Origin of the sequence: Cognatundibacterium jejuense (assembly GCF_014284255.1) — a bacterium.
GTDB lineage: Bacteria > Pseudomonadota > Gammaproteobacteria > Burkholderiales > Burkholderiaceae_D > Undibacterium > Undibacterium jejuense.
Window position 1 is genome coordinate 1 of sequence record NZ_JACOFV010000013.1, and the last position, 19,819, is coordinate 19,819.

Genomic DNA, 19,819 nt, shown 5'->3' on the forward strand with positions numbered 1-19,819 from the left:
AGGCGACAACAGAAGATCAAGCGTTGACAGAATTGGAGCGCTTTAGCCAGCAATGGGGTGAACAATATCCGCAAATTGCGAAGTCATGGTCGACCCACTGGGTCAACCTGAGGACGTTATTTGAATAAGCGCCCGATAAAGTCTCTTCAACAGGCGCGTTATAAGAGGTTAATGACTCTTCTCTATGTTCACTTATTTGGACGACTTATATAATCTCGAAAGATGCTCAGATAAATTTTCTTTTGAGATATTTTCATTGAGACGCAGTTGAACACGCGATCCCTCAATACGTGACACGATCCCCGCCTCTAGGTAGATTGCTGCTAATTGCGATGCGGCCTGAGCTCTTCCCACGCTGTCACTTTTACCAGAACTTCTTGCATAATGTGCAGATCCTAGTCCTGGTATTTCTGTCCCTTGAGGGAGTTTTTTAACACTATTGGCGAGGGGAAATCCAATTTTGCCGTAATGATTATTCAGCTCGTTTAATACGTCCCACAATTCGTTGACCGGAAAGCTATCGTGTCTTTGTCTGTTGGAAATCGTACGGAAGATGTGAAGCATGCCCTCGTCATCATTAAATTTCCATCTAAATTCTTTTTCTTGGGCTATTGTTTTACCAATCTTGCATTCGTTTATCCCGGATTTTTCGCCTTCCTCGATATTCAAGAAATTGGAGAGTTTAGCGACGCACTTTGTCGCAATAGACAGGCATGATGACCACATCTCAAAAAACGAAGGAGTGGTTTTGAATTATTTAAAACTTCCCAACGGTACACCATTCGGTGTTCTCCGATCTGCAGGAGATGGCTCGATCAGGGGGTATTTAATGAATGGATCGTTATGCGGGGTCTACGATCCCAGGACAGATCGCACATTCCATCCAAATGGTAGCTTCTTCGGGTATGGCAATCTGCTTGCAATTTTGATCGGGGCCAGAGAATCATAGGGCACTATCAAATCAAATTGTGCTCGTGATGGGCATAAATTAGTAAGTGATTTTTAATGTAAGGATTTCTCAATGATGCTAATTGAAAAGGCACTGTATATTTGCCGAGAAAACCCCAATGACATTTCTATTTCCTTCCTTCAGCGTAGACTTATTTTAGGCTACAGCGTGGCGTTGAAACTAATGGATGGTCTGATAGAAAACGGATGGATCATTAAAGACATCGACGAATCGCAGATAAGGTATAGGCTCAGGTAGGTAACCTGAGCATCTCTGCATGAGGCGGAAATTGAATTTCAAAAAGTATTTGATGCTCGTGTTTTATAGACTTTATATTCAGCCAATGTCCCCTTATTTTTATACACGCAAACTGCTAATTTAAAATAATGCGACATAATTTGTCGCATTGAAATGTTTATATTCAGCTTTTATTTAGCAGGATTAATTTCAAAATTCATTGTTGGAGAAAAAATGTCATTTATCTTTGGCTCGCTATTAATTTTGGTTCTCTTAGGGCTTGCCCCATTTTTGTTCATTTGGTTTTGTATATGGCTTGCAAGTACTGGCGGAATGGTTACGTGGTTTATTGCTTTCGTTTTAGGTAAAAGCGCTATTAAAATTTTCGATATTGCAAATTAAGGTTTTGTCGAATTAATTTTGAAACGAGAGTGATCGAGTGAAACTAAGGCGTTTGATGCTATTGGTTATTTCTGATGGCGACGTTGAACACCAAAGTCTGACGTTCTCCGTTGGCGCTATTTCAATGTACATACCAGCGCCATCAGTGATGGTGTAGGTTTTTTCCTTGGGCTTTGCTTTACGGATCTGTGTGTCTGTGAGGGGATGGGTTATTTTTGGGCATCTTTAATCCATAAAATTATGGATTAAACTATGGATAAAAAACCTTAGCTTGCAATAAACTTAGTTGGACGTCAAAAAACAAAAAACCCGCATTCTCAGAGTGAGTAACACGGGTTATTGGACTTCTTTGAACTGCTTTGTATGTCTTGTTGGTGCCGAGAGCCGGAATCGAACCGGCACGCCTTGCGGCGCGGGATTTTGAGACCCGTTCGACAAATTAGTGAAATGAAGTACTGGCGAGGACTTCCGTTAAATTCAACCTTCTCGTATCCTAATTTCAGGACAAATTAGGACAAAACGAGGTGTAAAAATGCAAAAGAAGTCTAAATCAAAAGAAAGAAAAGTTGAGCGGAACATCGAGGCGAGATCTGACGGATACAGCTTTCGAGTGAGGATGAAGCTTGGCAACACCTACATCAATGAAACTTTTTTTAGCCTCGATGAGGCGCGTGCTTACCGTGATCTTCTAAGAGCAGGCAAAGCAACTGATGTGGTTCAAGAAAAGGTTCTGCGCGCTAAGGCGGAGAAGAAAAAAGCGACCGGCACGACGATAGGCGGTTTATTCGACATGTACCTGACCGAAATAACACCGGCAAAGAAAGGAGCGAAGGAAGAAGAGTACGCAATTCGTCGCTTGCAGCGGTTCAAGGATTTTGCCAATCTACCAGTCTACCTCGCAGACGGCGATACAATTGAACGTCTTAAACGAGATTTACGTGCTGATAACCTTTCTAATACAACGGTACGTAAATATTTAATGATCGTTTCCAGTCTCTTCCGCGTAGCGATAACACGTCGATGGTGCGTCGGCCTTCAAAATCCAGTCAAGACTGTAGAGCTACCTAGACCAGCGAAAATGCGTAGTCGCCGTTTTGAACTCGATGAATGGAAATATTTTCGCGCTGAACTGGTCAAGGCGCAAAATCCTCTCATATTGCGATTTGTAGAATTTCTCGTTGAGACTGCCTGCAGACGAGGCGAAGTGCTGCGATTGTGCGTCAAGGACATTGACCTTGTTGCACGTACTGCAATCCTTCACGACACAAAAAATGGCGAAGATAGAATTATTGGACTTTCTTCACGGGCAGTCGAAATTCTTGAATCTCTGTTAGTGGTACCTAGCGGGGGAAACGTAGTACCGTTGCGTGGTAAAAGCACGCAACGTAAGGTATTCCAGATTACGGAAAGCGGACTCCGCTTTGCGTTTGCAACAGCGAAGGAGCATGCTAAATCTGCCTACCTTTCCGACTGCAAAATGGAGGGTTGCGAGCCGCGAAGAGATTTTCTTGAGGATATCCGTCTGCATGATTGTCGTAGAGAGGCTGTTAGCCGCATGTTTGAAAAAGGCCTTGATGTGATGGAAGTATCAAGCATGAGCGGCCATCGAACACTAAGCATGCTCAGAGGCTATACAGCACTTCGAGCCTCAAATCTTGCAAAAAAACTTGACCGTGCGTCCTAATTGGCGGTGTGCCGTGAGTTTAATTACCAACTCAAAATCCTGAATGGAACCGCGTTGCACTCGGTTAAGGGGCGCTTACGCGCCGTTTTCTCGATGCGCCATGGCCAAAGTGTGCTTCTTTAATTCATGACTGGTCTACATGGCAAAACAGATAGCAGGGCGCGTCGATAATTCAAGCGGCTTTCGCGGCATATCCTCAGTCGCTGCGCTCCCTCCGGTATTCCACGGTCCGCTTGATTTCTCACCTCATACGCCCCGCTATCGATGCCATTACCGCCCAGCCATGAACTCAAGAAGCAGATCACGTTTTGACATAGGAGCACCGCATCGAGCAAACAAAACAATCCGCCAACCGAATCTAAGAACCAGATTACACAAACCAAGCTTTTCACATCCCAGGAGAAAGAACATGAACGTACCGGACCATAAACATCAAGTAGTAATGAGTCAAGACTCGATCCTTTCATTTTGTAAGGAGGAGTTTGATGAACTTTTGAAGCCATATCCACAATTCGCCGATTTGATCTCAGACATTGATCCGCAAGTTTGCGATCGTGAATATCTTCTCATGGCAATGAGACAAGCTCCAAACGTCACTCTCAGACAATCTCTCTACTCAGTGTTTCTTTTTCGAGAAATGTTGGCTCTTATATCGGGTCGAAAATTTCTTTAAATACTTGCTAAGCCAAATTTAAACTTACTAGGAGTAAATTCATGAGCGACGATAATTTGAATATCAGCGATACAGTAAACAATCTTCACCAACTAGACGTCAGCCGTTTAACTCCAAGTATTTTTTTTTAAGAGACCAGAAAATCCACAAACTTTTATTTTGGCGGCGCAGCAGCTTTTGAGTATCGAAGCGTTTAATAGTTTAGTAGATCGCTCCTCTGAAATTGACAGGAGGGGAGGGATAAAAATTTAATTATTAACTATGAAAAAATCTATGAGACAAGCGGCGTCACCGTCTCCATCTGAAGTAATACGCATTGAACCGTGCATATACTTAATAAAGTGATAATCAACCAAATACTGCGGATACATTCGAAGTTTAGAAGTCGATTCCCAACCATACTTTAATAAGGTGCTTTCCATTTTTTTCATTGGTATGCACATACCTCTAGGTGGAAGCACGAGAGGACTGTCTCCCCAAGAAAAACTAAAGCTGATAGCCTTATGATTTTTCAAAACAGCGCCCATAGAAAAAAACCAATCCTTTCCCTGCGAAACCTGCCAGGCTTCAGTTTCAAATTTGGATATTTGTGGGTTTGAATAAGCTTCCCTCTCCAAACTCGTGGAAAAAATCTTATCTATATTGGTGCGAGTGAGTCCATCAGGAAAACTCGCAGCTACATTCAGCAACTTTTCCCACAATTCATCTGCAGTAAATGGGTACGGAGGATCAAATTTATTTATCTTATTTTTGCTAGCATTTGCAGCTTCATCCGCAGGTACAGGTAGATCTTGAGCATTTGAGTGAAGCGAAAATACACAAAGCATTTCTGCTAATAACAAAACAAAAATGTTGCGTGGATTATTTAAAGTCATTCAAGTACCTCCAAATTTTATTTTTTCGAACGAAACTTATTTATCATCGAATCCTTAAATCCTTAGCTTGCTAAATAACATGCTTGGGCATAATTTATGGCTTTGTCGCATTAACTTTTAAGTTGTGAAATCAGCTATGCTAACCGCTTTTAAAAAATGGCGACACGGCATGCTTGATACTAAACGAATGTGATTTCCATTGGATGTTATATTGGTTTGTATTCGCTGGTAAGCAGCATACCTATTAAGCTCCCGTCAACTGGAAGAAATGATGCATGAGCGTGGTGTATTTGTCGACCATTCGTCGATTAGCAGTTGGGCGATTCGATTCCAGCCTTTGTTGGAGAAAGCATTTCGCAAACATACTATCAGTTATACAACTGGTTTGGCTCACGCGACATTCTTTTTCTCGATCCGCTGATGATCCCTGCAGTGCTCTCGCCCAAACAGTTGACATTAAAACTGGAGCAGGAAGTCGAGCATCTCCTCCTGGACAACCATTGCAATCAATATCCACTGCCTTAAACGCCTCGCAACCTAAGGTTTTAAGTGCATCCAACCTCGCTGACTCTTGCATCGAAACAGAATTTGCAATTGACATTGATCAATCTGTTGTTGCATGTGCGCTACTCGCAAACATCACCCCTAAAAAATCAGTTTTAACTTTTTCATTTTTTCGCTTTCGCGGTTTGAAAAACGTATGAATAATTTTTACGGAGAAATTCTATTTTTTCATGAAACCTATATTCGCGATTGACGAATCAGCCACCATATTTTGGTGTGAATTTTCGTCTGCTGATTGAATAGGATATAGATTAAAGAGTGCACGATCGTCGGATCTCGTTAGCGTGTTCCCTAATAGTTCGAGTAGACGAGATTCAGTCCATTCTCCTCGATCGACTTTAGCGAGAACTGCCGCTCCCACTAAAATTTTACGACGTGTATCTTCACTGCGTTTTTTCTTCGATTCCGTAGTTCGTTTTTGAGCATCGATTTTTTGTTTTAAAGCTCGCAGTTGTGAAAGTTTATGCATCGCAGCTTCGATTTTTATTTCGATATTTTTTTCAGTCATTTTTTCGCATTTCTTATTAAGACAAATTGATCGTATCCTGTTTTTTTTCGATTTTTTCATCCCTAATGAAAAGAAGTACTGGCAGGTACTTTGTGATTTCAACGGCTTTGTATATTGTTTGTATGCGGTTGCGCAAAACTGAAGCCCGAAGCACAAAGCAAGGGCGCACTTATGCAAACTTCGTTTGCGTGCGGTCTGCGACGCTGAAAACTAACACCAAAATATCTCGTGGCGATTTATCACTTATCAGTCAAGACCGTTAGCCGATCGGCAGGTCGCAGTGCGACCGCCGCGGCGGCATATCGTGCAGGTGAAAAAATCTCTGATGAGAGAACTGGCGAGATGCACGACTTCACCCGCAAGGCGGGAGTCGAATCCGTCAAATTGATTTTACCTGTCGGTGCTCCAAATTGGGCTTCAGATAGGGCCGCACTTTGGAATGCAGTCGAGCGAGCCGAGAATCGGAAGAATTCGACAGTTGCACGCGAGTTTGAAATAGCATTACCAGAAGAGCTTTCTCTGACAGAGCGGAATCGGCTCGCTCACGATTTTGCAAGCGAAATTGTTGAGCGGCACGGATGCATAGCGGATGTCGCCATTCATGCTCCAGGTAAATTGGGGGATAACCGTAATCACCATGCACACATTCTGTTATCGACTCGCCGCCTTGGGCCGGATGGGTTTTATGATAAAACTCGCGAATTAGATGATCTGAAGACAGGCTCTGAGATCGTGACTCAATGGAGAGAGCGCTTCGCTGTGTTGCAGAATGAACGCTTAATTGAAAATGGAATTTCGACCCGTGTTGATCACCGAAGCCTTGAGGCGCAAGGCATCAATAGGGAACCAACAAAACACGTTGGTCCGGCCGCAAGTAGCTACGAACGTCGAACCGGAGAACTTAGCCGCAAGAGAATGAGTTACGAACTTGATGTTATGCGTCGTTTGACTCGAGCAAAAGAAACCGGTGAATTGGAGCGTAAGGCTAACGTATTAGATGAGCAGATAGTCAAGCTTGAAACGAATATTGCGGCGGCTATAGTGTTGCGCGATAAAACTTTAATGCAACAGAAAATGCAAAGAGGAAATGAGGGGCCTCTAAGCCTCGAGGCGTTACGAGCAAAGTCGCGCTTAACGGCTGCAACAGAAACGCAAGTTCAGCTGAACTCGGGAATTATTTTGCCTCAAACAACGCAATACTCAAATCTGTCGGAGATTCTAAAATGAGTACTGAAAATTCAAAAATAAATGTAACAAACGCAAGCACCCCAAGTAGCCTCCCTAAAAATAGTATTGATGCCATCCACAAGCGTTTTAATAGTATTGATGCCATATACAAACGTTTCGAGGTGAACTTTTCACAAGAGGATGCAGCTACGTTTGATATCAGTCTAACAAAGGTAAAACCGAGTGCCGTGAGTATATGTATGACTAACGCGCCATTGCAAAATGTCGAAGATATCCCTCCTCATTCCGTCACACGAGAGGAAATAGACAGTGCTTTGAGCAAACGTATGGCGGAAACTCCGTTTGGTTGTGGTGGGTGCGGTCATGCCGAATGGATCACCCAGGAAAATAAATTTGCTGTTGGGCTGTGCCGAAAAGGTATCAAATTAGAACACGCTCAGTTAACTGATGAAAATCACAAAACGTGGTCGTTGGCTGGCTACACCCCAGCATTGTTTTGTACTGCTCAAAATTCCTAAGATTTATTTCACGTTCACAAACAATTTCACAAAAATGCCTATTGAGAGGAGTAAATCTCTTCTGAGTAGGCTTAAGTATTTTTTTTCTGATTGATTAATCCCATAGGTTGCTGCCTTACATCCCATGTAGCGCCACTTCTCCCCATAAACTGCTACCTCTCATTTTCTCAGATACGATAAACAGCGAGTGAAGCATATTTCTTCTACCGCTTTTTGCCGTGTAACACGGTTTTATGTGGTAATAAACCATATTTTACTGTTTTTCGACTCGATATTTTCAGGCACGGAGACACAGTCAAGGGCCAGCCCGCAGGCCGCAGCGCCAAAGGCGACCGGGCGAGGACTGGGGCGAAGCCGAACCCTTTACAGTGGCGGAGCGCGATACGCTAAAGGTAGGGGTGTAGGGGAGGGTTTTTCTCCCTGCACCCCTGCCACGTGGCGAACGCGGGTGTGGGCAGCGCCCACGGTTCTGTTGTTCGTAGAAGGCTTCTGTTGAGCACTGTACGAGTATTTGATTTTTTGAAATTATCCACAGGCCGTATTTAGTAGATATAAGGTAGAAGAAGGTAGAGGGCAGTTAGCTCCTTGGAAAGCGTTGTTAGGCGCGGGTTTGACATAGTAAGGAGCGATGCTATGCCGATAAAACGCGATGCTATACCGATAAAGCGCGATGCTATACCGATAGGTGTGCGAGGCTATACCGTTGAGTTAAAACGTAAAATTTATAATTGTTTCGTTGCTAAAACCCTTTTTTATCTAACAGGCATTAAATAGTACAATGACATCTGTCTGTATAATTAAAGTTAGTGCTTCTTTTGGAAATTTGGTATGGAAAACAATATTGATAAGTTTAACTACTACGTAGGGTGTGTCTTCGCAATCTTACAGAGCGGTTTTCCTTGCCGAATAAGCTTGAATTTCGTTGAAATCGTTGGTGGCGAAAAATGTCCTGAGACCACCTCCAGCAGTGGTAGGTGGACAGGTCGTTACCTAGTCAATGGCGAAGTTCAAGATATAACAAAGGAACTAGAGTTTGTTTGCGAGACAGTGAACTGGCTCTATGAAACCGATTATTTAATTGGTTCTGTAGGAGTAACTGAACTCGGCAAAAGCGCTCTCGTCACATTAAGCCCAAAATCCCTTGAAATACTGAAGGTAGTTCCATCCTCAATTGATGCAAGCGAAAAAGAAAAATCAATTGGACAAGAGCTTTCAGAGGCATTTAACTCTGCTGCCAAAAAGCAAATCACAGATGTCGCAAGTAAAGCACTTTCCTATTTATTCAAGATTGGTTGGGGAGCGTTGTCTGGGCCTTAGCTATAACCAAACTTTCGAGCGGGACTGTCGCGAAGCAGCCCGCATCAGCCCCTCAACTTAACTTTAGACTTCTATAAATGCAAAGGTGCGCATCGTGGCCATTGATGTATACATTGACAGCTGTGCTTGGAACTATTTATACGAAAATATGGTCGATCTAGCGAAAGAACTGCCACAGAGTCAATTCTCGATTCATGTGACCCGCGAAGTTGAGATTGAGTTAGGCGCAATTCCTGACGTCGGGTGCGATGGCACAGACAAAACTCTGCTAAAGGCGTACATCAAACAAGGCATAAGTAGTGCCCCTGTCAAAACCAGTTACGTATTTGGCTTTAAAACACTGGAGCCGGACGGCACACAATCGCCAGTACAGGTCTACGGGGGCTTCAACGTTGGTACATGCCAATCAAACGAGGAAAGAAATTTTTATGCGAAACCTGAGATCAAACAACAACTTCTATCAGGTAAAAAGGCCAAGTCGGGCTTAGGCAAGAATCAAGCGGATGCCTCCTTAGCCGCCAAATCGCTCAGCACTATAGTGCTAACCAACGAGCGAATGAATAAAGTAGGCCCTTTAAAATTGGCCAATGCATTGGGAGGTAAGATGGTCTACCTTCAAGATCAAGTAGAGCCAAGTGGTCTTTCGATCGGCAACTACTTGACATCAATGACCTGAGTGGTAATTTGCAGCATCTTGTAATATCCGGTTTATCTTGATTGAGGTGGCAGATGTGTCGTCGCAATGTCCAGCCAACCTTTATCAAACGTAAAAGTTCGAGCGTGTTCAACTGGATTTTGGATTCTAAGGATCCTCGCTTTCGTGGGGGGGGGGAATCCACGCTATTCATTAAAAACGCCAAAATAAATAAAAAAAATGACAAGATATTGAGAATTATTTTCGCTAAGCCAAGCAATAATTTTATAACCACTTGGTCGAGACACTTTTTTGAATTCTAACTTGCTATCTAAATAGTACACAAATTCATAGACACATAATGTCAGTATTTGGATGGTTGCTTTTCGTACCGATGACGGCGAACGGAATGGCGCTCGGTGCTGACCGAGACCCACTTGACGTCGTGAACCTCGACAGAATCTAGGAAAAGTCGTAGTGTTTCCTTCCGGCAGTCTCCGTCAGGGTCCGGCGGTGAGCTGTCGTTCAAGAACGTCCCCAGAAAGCCTTCGTTGCTATCGCTTGCCTTTGATGCTTCAGATTGTGGCACGGCCTCACTCACGAAATAGTCAACTTCCCAGCCGTCTTCGGTGTTGTGGCAGGTGCTGGCCTCAATCTCAGTTCCCTTTGGAAAAGTGTCTTCCGCAACTCTCGCCGATTTATGGAAGAGGACAACGTTATACCCTTCCTTCACCTGCGCTGACGGAAAAATGATTCCGTCGAGGAGTGGGTTATTGGTAGTCGCCAGGAAGTCGGCAACGGCCTGCGTCGGTAGATAGTCGATCCCTTCGTCATCCGGCATCACGGGACGTGCCATGAGTCGCTCCAGTGAGCGCAGGAATTCAGCGCGATGTAAACGCTCGTTGAAGGACGGATCAAAGATGCTGCCCTCTTCGTACACATCATTCGCAGCCGTGAGATCGAGTAAGCGCAGCTGACGTGTGATGTCGAATCTGGCGACGACCACTTGGCTTCCGACTGGCGGCCGAACTTCAGCAATGGCAACTTCCGCCCTTGTCGCACCATAGAAGACAGAGATTCCCTGTGCATTCATTCGACCGGCGCGTGCTAATCTGGCTGGTGGTGAGCCAATGTGGGTGGCTGGGCGACACAGCGCTTCCTTAAGCCCATCTTCCGCTTGAAACACGCGAGAACGATAAAGATGATTGAGCTGCGTCCTTGGGCCAGCATCCACGACCAATGGGTGACCGTCGCGGGTCTTTAGCATGTCAGTACCACCAAAAATGCGAGTTAGAAGTTTTTCCGCCGAGTGACTGAAGAAACGCGCCCTGGTCTTAAGGGATTGTTCAAACTCGTGCCATCCCATGTGAAGCCCGATAAAGTTCGGGAGACTTCGCTCATAGTACGAGTCCGAAGAGAACGCACTTTCCTCGCCAAAGTTGTCTTGGTCCCGATATGGAGCGTGCTTCTCTTCAAGGATTTCGAGGACATCTGCGGCGGGCTCCTCATCGATACCGACAGCATCCTGGATAGCATCGTTGACCGGCATGCCATCCCGCACCCAGACGTAGTCCGACTCTCTGTCGGCCATGAGTCGCTCCTGCCATGATTCCGGCTGATCCGCAGTTCGTTTGTAGTGATCGGAAAAAGGTTCCTCGATCCGTTCTGCTAGTTCTTCTATACTAATTGAAGGCGCGCTCTGGCCGCAGTAGCTACATTTGGCATTGCCTCCAGATGAATTAATTTCGCTGGCGAGATAAATCTCGCTGACGCAGCAATGACAGATGCGTTTGATTGTTATCTCGTCGTCCTTGATGTCGGCCATGGTAGCTGGTGAAATTATCGTTATTTAGGAATATTTAATAAGAGATTTTGACGATTTTCTTTCATTGGAGTCAGATTCTAATGACTAGTTTACATTGATTCGTGGGCCATTTCACTGCCATGCCAAAAGGTCCTTGATGAGGAATTTTTCTCAATAACTTCAATCTGGATAGATTGTATTTATCAACAAATCACAGACTGCCAAGTCAGACATCTCCATCAATGACCTGCTCTACGAAAAGGCCCAATCCGAAGTACATCGCTTGCTGTCAAAAATGGCGAAGTTTAACTAGAGCGCCCAGAGGGACGACTTGGTATTTGCAGCTCTTCAACGGTCATTCAGCGCTTATCAATCACAAGCAAATGAGCATGCCAGCGCTCGCCAAGCAGCCTGGGCCGAATTTAACACACTTAACGTCAACTTTCTACGGCAGCTCCTCGTAGACATGCGTTTCATTGGCAATCAGAGTGTAGACGTCATTCAATATCACGTAACCCGCTGCACCTTTGTGTTGCGATTTAAAGGAATCTGAAAATTTCGTGGATTCGGGCTTACAACCTCTCTAGGCAACATTAAATTCGATCCATAGACTGAGCTGCTCCTTTCGCTTCGTGCTCAATTCAATTTTTCCGTGAGCTATGATTTCCACGCGTTCGAGTTCCATCACTGCACATTGAATCGCATCTCTGAAATCTCTTAATCTGCCGCTATAGTCCATCTTGGCTTTTAACCAGTCTAACGCGTAATGCTGTAACGGATCGCTAGATGTCGCAATGAGGCGCTGCAGGGTCTTTGCCATATCTTGCCCTCGCCTTAGCATCATTCTTTTTTTCCAATCTATAAGCGCATATTCTCTGTTTCCAAACATCTCCACCCATCGAGGATCGAGAACGTATTTATATTCCTTTTCAATTTCGTCGTATGTAAAACTAGAAACAATGTGAAATGCAGCAGACCATCCTATTTTGTATTTGGTGGAGCCGTCGCGTTTTTTTGCTTCAAGGAACAATGTTCCCTCAGTTAGCGCCTTGAGACGACGATGCAACCATTTGTATTGCGCGTTACCTAAATTTCTCTCAATTTTTTGCAGAAGCTGCGCACGATTGAGGGAAACTGCTTCACCGAGAGGATGGAATCCCGCAAAGAATATAAGCGCCATGAGTATATCGCCATCAGCTTCGTCTAACTGTTCGCCAGTGTATTGCAGTACACAATCTCGTCTGCTTACCATAATTTCTTGCCTATGAAATTTACGGCGTCCACGAGCAATTGGCGCTATGAAGCTGGATCTATTGAGATGGTTTGGCATCGCACCAATATCAAATCCGGGTAAAAAAAGTTTTGTAGGTGCGTTTGCAGCCGAAGTTTCTTTTCGATGCATCGCCTGCGCGGCAAGTTCTTCTACTCGCTCAATCGTAGATGAAAACGAATTACGTTCCATTTATCAGCTCGACGATTGCGAGTTTGTCTCCTTGGCAGCTAGCGCAAGTGCAGCTCTCTCTTTATTAGTTTTCCTGCCTACTTTTTTTAGTACGGTTTCCCCATTTTTAATAAAGCGGACAAGATCCTCTGTTCGTACATAATTTTTACTGCCAAATTTAACGATTTCTATTGGGAAGGTGCCTTTGGAAATTTGATTTTTAGCTGATTGGTACGCTATTCCCAAAATTCGAGGTAACAGTGTTATTGGCAGCAATTCGCTACCTCCAGTGAGCGCGTAAATGCGTTCATCTAAAGAAGTGCGAGTGAAATACGATTCATTTACTGAAGGGGAATAATTTGGGGAATGCATTGAGCGCGACCCTTTCGTACAATTGCACTTTTGCAATCGATTGAACGAGTGGCGGTTTTACGGCGTTTGTCCTCCTGTCTCGCGATCAGAAGCGAATCTCAGTATATGAGCACACGGCAAGTGAAGCTGCCGTGCTCTGACTCCGAACATCGACGACCTCGTTAAAAATTGTCGCGCTCGGTGGAGATCTGGGATATAGCCAGCGATAAAATCGCCTTCCCCTGAGTGGCCTAAAAAAAAACTCCGGTGCTGTCCTATCCGCATATTTCGGACGCCGTGTTTCAGAATTAAATTTTAATAGCGTAAAGCCATAGTTGGCAAGTACCGTTAAAGGCCTAGATGTACTTGTTAGTACTTCTTTTTGCGATTATGATGGGCAAAGCAGGACAAAATCATTAACGAAATTGTCCTCAAAGGACAATTTGGGACAATCTAGTTGGGTACGAGATGGAGTTTATGTTAGTACTTACTAGTACTCTAATTCATTGATTAGTAAATAAAAAAGCTCCTTAAAGGAGCTTGATTATCGTTGGTGCCGAGAGCCGGAATCGAACCGGCACGCCTTGCGGCGCGGGATTTTGAGTCCCGTGCGTCTACCTATTCCGCCATCTCGGCAACGCATAAACGAGATTATGACAGGACTGCCTTGATTTTGCAAGTAGGGCGGGTGCCTTGGCATCTGCGGTGTACGTTATAAATCTTTTGTAGGATATTTTCTAGTATATTTTTTAGTCTATTTTTTGCATTGTGACGTCATTTTGCTATTGCTTTTGAAAATAGTGTTGAACACGCTGTAAGTAAAGCCAAAGAAATAGTGCCACCAGGGCGATGCTCAGACTGTTGGCGAGCCAGAAGCCTGCGGCGCCTCGGATTTGTTCTGGCATGATGTGCAATGGATCCAGACCGATGAAGTAGCCGCCGCCTAAGCCGCATCCCCACAAGGCGACTGCATATAAAACGGTCGGGATGACAGCGATTTTATAGGCGCGCAGGATGAAAGCGGCGACGACCTGAATGGCGTCAAACATTTGATAAAAAGAGATGAAGAAAAACAAGGGCAGGGCGGCGGCAATGATGGCTTCATTGTTGGTGTAGGCATGCAATATCCAGGAGCGGGTAAACCAGATGAGTACGCCGATAGGGATAGCGCACCCGGTGGCTAAGCGAATGCCTGCCTGACTCATTTTTTTTGCATGTTGCAAATCTTTGGCGCCAATGGCTTGCGCCACAAGGGTGCTGGTAGCGCTGGCGATAGAGAGCGGCAGCATGTATAAAATCGTGCCGAAGTTGGCCGTCAATTGATGGCCTGACACAGCGACCTCGCCTAAGCGTGCAATAAACAACGCCATGAAAGCGTAGGCGGTCACTTCAATGAGATAGCTCAGCCCCATCGGGATGCCAAGGTGCAGCAAGCCTTTTAAGGTCTGCCATTGTGGGCGTACAAAACCAGTGCCGAATAATTCAAAAATTTTATAGTACGCAACGCGATGCAAAATAATCCAACCTGCAAATAACATAAGCCACGCGATGACGGTCGTCGCGATGGCACAACCGGGGCCACCCATCGCGGGGATGCCTAAACCACCAAAGATAAATAAAGTATTGAGTGGGATTTTTAAGGCCAGCGAAGCAAGTTGGATTGCCATCACCATCTTGGGGCGGGCTACGGCATTGTTGAGTGCGCTATAAATCCTGAAGCCCAGCGTTGCCGGTAAGGCGAGTGCCAGAATTTGCAAATAGAGGCGGGATTTTTCTGAGAGGGCGGGAGATGCTTCGGCGATATTGAGTAGGGGCTGCGGGAATAGCAGTATGGTGCAGCCCACGCAGGATAAGAAAAGTGCTAACCAAATGCCTTGTTTGATTTTTGCGCCAATTTGAGGGTAATCACGCGCCCCAAACAGTTGACCTACGGTTGGAGAAATGGCTTGCAGTACGCCATTGAGTCCGACAAAGATACTGATGTAAATCGAGATGCCTATCGACAATGCGGCGAGGTCAGTCGCTGAAAAGCGCGATGTCATTGCGGTATCAATGACGCCATTGGCAACGACCGCTAACTGACCGATCAGCATGGGCCAGGCGATGGCGGCAATGCGAGTGATGTTGCCGGTTAAGCCTGACTCTGAAGCAGATTTCATTGTTCTTTGCGGCGATACAAGGTCAGTAATTCGTCTTTATCGTAAGCGCGGTGCCCACTCCAGATACGTTGCCATTGCTTGAGTTGATACTGTGATGGTAACTGCGGTTCTTCTGATTGTTTGCGATTGTGTTGCAGCATTAAAAATTCGCAATTCTGATCAGAGAATCCTGCAAAATGAACATTGCCAAAATACGCCAATGAGCTCCGTTGTGACGGACCGATATAAGCCTCAACGCAATAGTCTTTGGCGGGCAATTGCTGGGCAACTTCTTTTGCGACAGTGGCATAAGAAATGCGTTGATTGATCCACGGTAGCCATAAGCTGAGCAACAACAGCCAACACAAAATCACACCACCACTGGAGAGTACTACGGCGCGCCATAATACTGAAGGACGGCGTGATATTCGCCAGTAAACAAGTAAAAACCAGGCAATCGTCGCTGTCAGTGCAATCGCAAAGACGAATGGGTTGAAGCTAGGTTGAAAGCCTGGCGCCAGATGTACGATTTTTGCACTCAACTTGTTTGGCCAGCCGGTTTGTTCCGCGATCCAACCCAACCAGATAAAGCCTGCGGTGCCAGTTAAGACTAACACTGCAAACCAGTCGACGGCGTTGATCGCGCTGCGTTTCATGGTTGGCAAACCAAATGCAGCCAGGATGGCGAGCGGTGGCAAAATAGGTAGCAGCAAACTTTCTTCAGAAGAGGGGTTCAGGAAGCTGAGCACCACAAAGCAAATGAAGAACATCGTTGGCAGGGAAATATGCAATGCCTTTTCTTGTCGGCGCCATGCGTAAATCGCCCAACCTGCAAATGGCCATGCGGGCCACGCGAACCATATACTGTATTTGAAAAAGTAGCTGACACTCTCTACACTTGGCCAATTGATCTGATGATAGTTCCAGGACATCCAAGCTGGAAAAGGAGTGCTGTCATACGGGTGTACTAAGCGAATCGCCAATAACCATAAGGCTGGCAATATCAGTGCTACCGGCAGAGCTGCGAGAATGAATTTAATTTGTCTGGTTTGCTGGCGATACAGACACAAAATACCCAGACCTATGATTAAGCTCAGTGGCGTTACCCAACCTCGGGTTAGCGTAAGTAAACCCAGGCAAATACCTAACTGAATGACCAGGCGGCGTTTTGGGCCGTCGAGTAAACGTACGCAGAGGTAAAGGCAGAAAGCGATTAAAGAAATCTGTAAAGTTTCTACACTCGTTTCATGGCTACGCACTAATAAACCCAGGCAGCCAAGATAGATTAAGAGAGCACCATCGGCGAGCGTGCGGCCAAAATCCTGAGGTTCTGGTTGACCGCCGAATGCCAGCTTCAACGGCTGAGCCTCCGAGCGTCGGCCCAGCAAATATGTGGCGTACCAGACAGAGACCGATCCGATAATGAAAAAAATCCCGGTCGACAAACGCGCTGCCATTGGTTCGCCAACGATGCCGCCAAATAACTTGATGCAGATCGCACCCAGCCAGTAGGTTAGCGGGCCTTTATCTGGCATGGGCAGACCGACAATGTGTGGCCATAACCAGTCAGAGATCGTGCCGTGCGCCATCGTCCACATCACACCAAAACTGGTGGCATCATCACCTTTCCACGGGTCGCGACCGATCAGGCCTGGCAGAATGTACAACAAGCAAAGGGCAAAAATGCCCCAGCGTGGAAGGGCGATAGTGGCGGCGGCAGGAAGTCGGACTGGCTTCATATGTAATTCTTTTGGTTACCGTGTCGGTGGTGAATGCGTGCATGTAATCTGCAAGTGCATCCATATTTTGCTCGCGCACAAGCCGCGGCAAAACAAAAAATATTGTAAGACTGATGCAAAATGGTTCTGATCTGAGGCCTTGCTTGCTCACTTCCAGTGCTTGCGCTCTGTTTGGCTGGCATTCAGTATCGCATCGCCAGCAAAGCTGGAAACGTTGCAATTCAGAACAATTTTGCGTCAGCCCTGCATTTTAAATATTTTTTAAAACGCGTACTTAAACATCTATTTAAATATTGTAAGGACATGCTTAGCAAAAAAGGCAGCCTGAGCTGCCTTTTTTATAAAAACCGTTGTACTGATTAGTTTGCAACAGAAGTTTTGGAACCAACGGTACCGAACTTTTTGCGGAACTTGTCAACACGACCAGCGGTGTCAACGATTTTATGTTTGCCAGTGTAGAAAGGATGGGATTCTGCAGAAACCTCGATCTTTACCAGTGGGTATTCTTTGCCTTCAAATTCTGCTTTATCTTTTGTGGAGATGGTAGAGCGTGTGATGAATTTGAAATCGTTAGAAACGTCGTGGAACAACACTTCGCGATAATTTGGGTGGATGCCGTCTTTCATGCTTGCCTCAGTATATAAAGTAGGTAGCCAATATGCACTTCGTCGATCGCACTGCTTCTTGATCCGATTGCGTATCACTTGCCAGAGTTGAATAAATTGGGATTTTGCAACAAACAAAATGCCAAGCCCATGATTATACAATGATTTTTTAAATTTTGGATAGCTGGCGGTGACTCAAATCGGTGTGGAACTTAAGCTTATTGCAAAGAAATCTTAATTTTTGCATCTCCTTGAGCGGCTTTGAGCGTTTCACGGTGGGACTTGAAGGTAAAATTGCGGGTTAAAAATGAGTAATTTACATTAGGGTAAGTATGGCAAGTAGTTATGTTGGCATGAATGCAATGTTGCACACCGCAGAAGTGCTGGGGGTGCTCGCGTTCGCTGGTTCAGGCTTTATTGAAGCACGTCGCAAACGTATGGATGCGGTTGGCTGTTTTACGGTTGCGTTTATCACGGCGTTTGGTGGCGGTACCTTACGCGACCTGTTGTTGGATCGCCGGCCCTTGTTTTGGGTGGAAAATCAAGAATATCCGATACTTATTTTTGTTTTGTCATTACTTGCTATTCCCTTGTTGCGTTATTTGCGTCACGCTTTAACCGAAAGTGCGCTGGAGTGGGCTGATGCACTGGGATTGGGCCTGTTCAGTGTGACCGGAACATCGCTGGCGCAAGAAGCGGATATGCCGCTGTTTGTGTGTGCCATGATGGGGGTTATTACCGGAATCTTCGGTGGTGTGTTACGAGACGTGATTTGCAATGAAATACCACTGGTGTTTCGCCGTAGTCAGTTGTACGCCACCTGTGCCTTTGCCGGATGCTGGGTATATCTGTTACTCAATTGGACGGATGCGTCTGAGGCAGTCGCTTTGCTGGCTGGTACGTCGACCACCTTTGCGATGCGTATGCTGGCGGTCAAATTTAATTGGAAGCTACCGGCATAGGCTTTTTGAGCGGTGGGCAGCTCAATAATCCCGCCAAAAACATATCGATCATGCTCTCTGCATGCGCAATCATGCAGTACGCCGAGGTGTCTTCCAGCCATTCATGCACGATGCCAACCAGAAACGCATGGTTGGCTTGCATGGCGATCCAGGTGTCCGTGTCAGGATGCAGTTTACCTTGCGTCACCGCACTTTTGATAATCGCTTCAACTTTGGCCATGCACTCAGCGCGTTGACGTTTTTCGTTTTCAAAAAAAGGCAGATCCGGATTTTTTTCGCAACGATGGAAAATAATGTCGAATACTTTACGTTGGCGTTTGTCACCAGAGACCAACTGCAAAAAATGAATATCAAGTTGCTTTAAGGCGCTGATAGGGTCTTTGTCTGGCGTTTCAATAATCTCATTCAACAAGGCTTCCATAGGTAGAAACGCTCGGTCGCACATCGCTTGTACCAAGGCATTTTTATCTTTGAAGTGCCAGTAGATCGCGCCACGAGTCATACCCGCCGCGATAGCGACATCGTTGAGTGTCGTGTTGGTCACGCCTTTTTGCGAGAACACTTGTTCCGCCGCATCCAACAGGGCGGCATAGGTTTCTTGCGCTTCTTCTTTTGTCTTTCTGACCATATCAATTCCTTGGCTAGCCTCATCAATTTGTTTGCCTGGGCTCGCTATTACTGCTTGTTTTGTTACTGGTTTTGCTGCGTGCTTTACGACTTCTGTTAATGCTAGTGGCTACTTACTGAGCATTGGCAGGTATTGTTACTCGCCTTTGATCATTTTACGGCTAGTGCTGTTGCAGGCCTTGCATCTCTCAGATACTTATCAGATTCTCACCAGAAAGTCGGTGCTGTAGACCTTGTTTCAGGCTTGCATGTTAAAAGCCACCGATAGAAACCGCAATCCTTACATGTATTTTCGAATAATTGTAGGTAATTTCATTGATGGACAACACAAAAACGCCTTATTTCGCGTAAAACATCTTCAAAAGAAATGTCAAAATGAAAGTAAAAATATCAAATTTGAATTTAAATTGAACTTTTTATTATCAAATAGCATCAACGTCCTTTCTTTTGTTGCAGCAAGAATTGGTACGAGAATCTCGTTTTCTCGCCAATTTCCGGCAACTTCCAGCCATTTCCGGGAAAGATTTCATCTTTTCTCTTCGATTTTCTAATGTGAACCCTGTTGCTTCGTAGGGTTGTTAGGCGACATTATATACAAACATG

The 19,819-nt window shown here is 45.3% G+C and carries 18 protein-coding genes, 2 tRNA genes and 2 pseudogenes; 10 read left to right on the forward strand and 12 right to left on the reverse strand.

Annotated elements, in window-relative coordinates; genetic code table 11:
• Nucleotides 1-125: pseudogene (locus tag H8K32_RS20720) on the forward strand (IS256 family transposase); the annotation flags it as partial.
• Between the two features lie 67 nt (nt 126-192).
• On the opposite strand, the gene H8K32_RS13850 reads toward H8K32_RS20720, so the two are convergent.
• The gene (locus tag H8K32_RS13850) at nt 193-669 is read right to left on the reverse strand and encodes a hypothetical protein (protein ID WP_186913141.1); all 477 of its coding nucleotides are present in this window, start codon (nt 667-669) and stop codon (nt 193-195) included.
• Nucleotides 670-1,024: 355 nt separating this feature from the next.
• On the opposite strand from H8K32_RS13850, the gene H8K32_RS20725 reads away from it, so the two are divergent.
• Complete coding sequence (locus tag H8K32_RS20725) at nt 1,025-1,207, forward strand: DNA translocase FtsK (RefSeq protein ID WP_390312651.1); 183 nt, start codon at nt 1,025-1,027, stop codon at nt 1,205-1,207.
• A gap of 213 nt (nt 1,208-1,420) precedes the next feature.
• Nucleotides 1,421-1,588, forward strand: a complete 168-nt coding sequence (locus H8K32_RS13860) for a hypothetical protein (RefSeq protein WP_186913143.1) — start codon at nt 1,421-1,423, stop codon at nt 1,586-1,588.
• 372 nt (nt 1,589-1,960) lie between these two features.
• Here H8K32_RS13860 and H8K32_RS13865 read toward each other — a convergent pair.
• Nucleotides 1,961-2,048 (reverse strand) — tRNA-OTHER (locus tag H8K32_RS13865).
• Between the two features lie 72 nt (nt 2,049-2,120).
• Between H8K32_RS13865 and H8K32_RS13870 the strand changes: the two genes are divergently transcribed.
• Nucleotides 2,121-3,272, forward strand: coding sequence for a tyrosine-type recombinase/integrase (locus tag H8K32_RS13870; RefSeq protein ID WP_186913144.1), 1,152 nt, complete (start codon nt 2,121-2,123; stop codon nt 3,270-3,272).
• A gap of 921 nt (nt 3,273-4,193) precedes the next feature.
• Here H8K32_RS13870 and H8K32_RS13875 read toward each other — a convergent pair.
• Nucleotides 4,194-4,820 (reverse strand): hypothetical protein, encoded by a 627-nt coding sequence (locus H8K32_RS13875; RefSeq protein WP_186913145.1) that lies wholly within the window; start codon nt 4,818-4,820, stop codon nt 4,194-4,196.
• A 199-nt stretch (nt 4,821-5,019) separates the two neighbouring features.
• On the opposite strand from H8K32_RS13875, the pseudogene H8K32_RS20415 reads away from it, so the two are divergent.
• A pseudogene (locus H8K32_RS20415) lies at nt 5,020-5,184 on the forward strand (IS6 family transposase); the annotation flags it as partial.
• A 360-nt stretch (nt 5,185-5,544) separates the two neighbouring features.
• Here the strand turns inward: H8K32_RS20415 and H8K32_RS13880 are convergent.
• Nucleotides 5,545-5,892, reverse strand: a complete 348-nt coding sequence (locus tag H8K32_RS13880; RefSeq protein WP_186913146.1) for a mobilization protein — start codon at nt 5,890-5,892, stop codon at nt 5,545-5,547.
• 228 nt (nt 5,893-6,120) lie between these two features.
• Between H8K32_RS13880 and mobQ the strand changes: the two genes are divergently transcribed.
• The 4 genes from mobQ to H8K32_RS13900 all read left to right on the forward strand — a co-directional run bounded on the left by mobQ (nt 6,121) and on the right by H8K32_RS13900 (nt 9,591).
• Nucleotides 6,121-7,119 (forward strand): MobQ family relaxase, encoded by a 999-nt coding sequence (gene mobQ / locus H8K32_RS13885; RefSeq protein WP_186913147.1) that lies wholly within the window; start codon nt 6,121-6,123, stop codon nt 7,117-7,119.
• A complete protein-coding gene (locus H8K32_RS13890; protein ID WP_186913148.1) occupies nt 7,116-7,598 on the forward strand; it encodes a hypothetical protein in 483 nt (160 codons plus the stop codon). Before mobQ ends, H8K32_RS13890 begins: the two co-directional genes overlap by 4 nt.
• Before the next feature lie 828 nt (nt 7,599-8,426).
• Nucleotides 8,427-8,915 carry a hypothetical protein gene (locus H8K32_RS13895; protein ID WP_186913149.1) on the forward strand — a complete coding sequence of 163 codons (489 nt, stop codon included), beginning with the start codon at nt 8,427-8,429 and terminating at the stop codon, nt 8,913-8,915.
• 94 nt (nt 8,916-9,009) lie between these two features.
• A complete protein-coding gene (locus H8K32_RS13900) occupies nt 9,010-9,591 on the forward strand; it encodes a hypothetical protein (protein ID WP_186913150.1) in 582 nt (193 codons plus the stop codon).
• A 322-nt stretch (nt 9,592-9,913) separates the two neighbouring features.
• Here the strand turns inward: H8K32_RS13900 and H8K32_RS13905 are convergent, their stop codons facing one another.
• From H8K32_RS13905 to H8K32_RS13930, 7 genes are all read right to left on the reverse strand, one after another.
• Nucleotides 9,914-11,374 (reverse strand): RES family NAD+ phosphorylase, encoded by a 1,461-nt coding sequence (locus H8K32_RS13905; RefSeq protein ID WP_186913151.1) that lies wholly within the window; start codon nt 11,372-11,374, stop codon nt 9,914-9,916.
• 562 nt (nt 11,375-11,936) lie between these two features.
• Nucleotides 11,937-12,815: an LNG1/LNG2 family protein gene (locus H8K32_RS13910; RefSeq protein ID WP_222613115.1), complete on the reverse strand. Its 879-nt coding sequence runs from the start codon at nt 12,813-12,815 to the stop codon at nt 11,937-11,939.
• A 3-nt stretch (nt 12,816-12,818) separates the two neighbouring features.
• Nucleotides 12,819-13,166 carry a hypothetical protein gene (locus H8K32_RS20165; RefSeq protein WP_222613116.1) on the reverse strand — a complete coding sequence of 116 codons (348 nt, stop codon included), beginning with the start codon at nt 13,164-13,166 and terminating at the stop codon, nt 12,819-12,821.
• Nucleotides 13,167-13,696: 530 nt separating this feature from the next.
• A tRNA-Leu gene (locus H8K32_RS13915) sits at nt 13,697-13,781 on the reverse strand.
• 146 nt (nt 13,782-13,927) lie between these two features.
• Entirely contained in the window at nt 13,928-15,304 is a 1,377-nt protein-coding gene (locus tag H8K32_RS13920; protein ID WP_186913152.1) for an MATE family efflux transporter, read from the reverse strand.
• Nucleotides 15,301-17,022 carry an ArnT family glycosyltransferase gene (locus tag H8K32_RS13925; protein ID WP_186913153.1) on the reverse strand — a complete coding sequence of 574 codons (1,722 nt, stop codon included), beginning with the start codon at nt 17,020-17,022 and terminating at the stop codon, nt 15,301-15,303. Before H8K32_RS13925 ends, H8K32_RS13920 begins: the two co-directional genes overlap by 4 nt.
• A gap of 359 nt (nt 17,023-17,381) precedes the next feature.
• Nucleotides 17,382-17,648, reverse strand: a complete 267-nt coding sequence (locus tag H8K32_RS13930; protein WP_186913154.1) for a type B 50S ribosomal protein L31 — start codon at nt 17,646-17,648, stop codon at nt 17,382-17,384.
• Between the two features lie 311 nt (nt 17,649-17,959).
• Between H8K32_RS13930 and H8K32_RS13935 the strand changes: the two genes are divergently transcribed.
• Nucleotides 17,960-18,589: a trimeric intracellular cation channel family protein gene (locus H8K32_RS13935; protein WP_246447362.1), complete on the forward strand. Its 630-nt coding sequence runs from the start codon at nt 17,960-17,962 to the stop codon at nt 18,587-18,589.
• Here H8K32_RS13935 and H8K32_RS13940 read toward each other — a convergent pair.
• Nucleotides 18,567-19,217 (reverse strand): TetR family transcriptional regulator, encoded by a 651-nt coding sequence (locus H8K32_RS13940; RefSeq protein WP_186913155.1) that lies wholly within the window; start codon nt 19,215-19,217, stop codon nt 18,567-18,569. The genes H8K32_RS13935 and H8K32_RS13940 overlap by 23 nt on opposite strands.
• Between the last annotated feature and the right edge of the window lie 602 nt (nt 19,218-19,819).

Coding starts and splice junctions, on each gene's coding strand:
- H8K32_RS20725 (WP_390312651.1), top strand. CDS start 1,025: ATGCTAATTGAAAAGGCACTGTATATTTGCCGAGAAAACCCCAATGAC.
- H8K32_RS13860 (WP_186913143.1), top strand. CDS start 1,421: ATGTCATTTATCTTTGGCTCGCTATTAATTTTGGTTCTCTTAGGGCTT.
- H8K32_RS13870 (WP_186913144.1), top strand. CDS start 2,121: ATGCAAAAGAAGTCTAAATCAAAAGAAAGAAAAGTTGAGCGGAACATC.
- H8K32_RS13875 (WP_186913145.1), bottom strand. CDS start 4,820: ATGACTTTAAATAATCCACGCAACATTTTTGTTTTGTTATTAGCAGAA.
- H8K32_RS13880 (WP_186913146.1), bottom strand. CDS start 5,892: ATGACTGAAAAAAATATCGAAATAAAAATCGAAGCTGCGATGCATAAA.
- H8K32_RS13890 (WP_186913148.1), top strand. CDS start 7,116: ATGAGTACTGAAAATTCAAAAATAAATGTAACAAACGCAAGCACCCCA.
- H8K32_RS13895 (WP_186913149.1), top strand. CDS start 8,427: ATGGAAAACAATATTGATAAGTTTAACTACTACGTAGGGTGTGTCTTC.
- H8K32_RS13905 (WP_186913151.1), bottom strand. CDS start 11,374: ATGGCCGACATCAAGGACGACGAGATAACAATCAAACGCATCTGTCAT.
- H8K32_RS13910 (WP_222613115.1), bottom strand. CDS start 12,815: ATGGAACGTAATTCGTTTTCATCTACGATTGAGCGAGTAGAAGAACTT.
- H8K32_RS20165 (WP_222613116.1), bottom strand. CDS start 13,166: ATGCATTCCCCAAATTATTCCCCTTCAGTAAATGAATCGTATTTCACT.
- H8K32_RS13920 (WP_186913152.1), bottom strand. CDS start 15,304: ATGAAATCTGCTTCAGAGTCAGGCTTAACCGGCAACATCACTCGCATT.
- H8K32_RS13925 (WP_186913153.1), bottom strand. CDS start 17,022: ATGAAGCCAGTCCGACTTCCTGCCGCCGCCACTATCGCCCTTCCACGC.
- H8K32_RS13930 (WP_186913154.1), bottom strand. CDS start 17,648: ATGAAAGACGGCATCCACCCAAATTATCGCGAAGTGTTGTTCCACGAC.
- H8K32_RS13935 (WP_246447362.1), top strand. CDS start 17,960: ATGGCAAGTAGTTATGTTGGCATGAATGCAATGTTGCACACCGCAGAA.
- H8K32_RS13940 (WP_186913155.1), bottom strand. CDS start 19,217: ATGGTCAGAAAGACAAAAGAAGAAGCGCAAGAAACCTATGCCGCCCTG.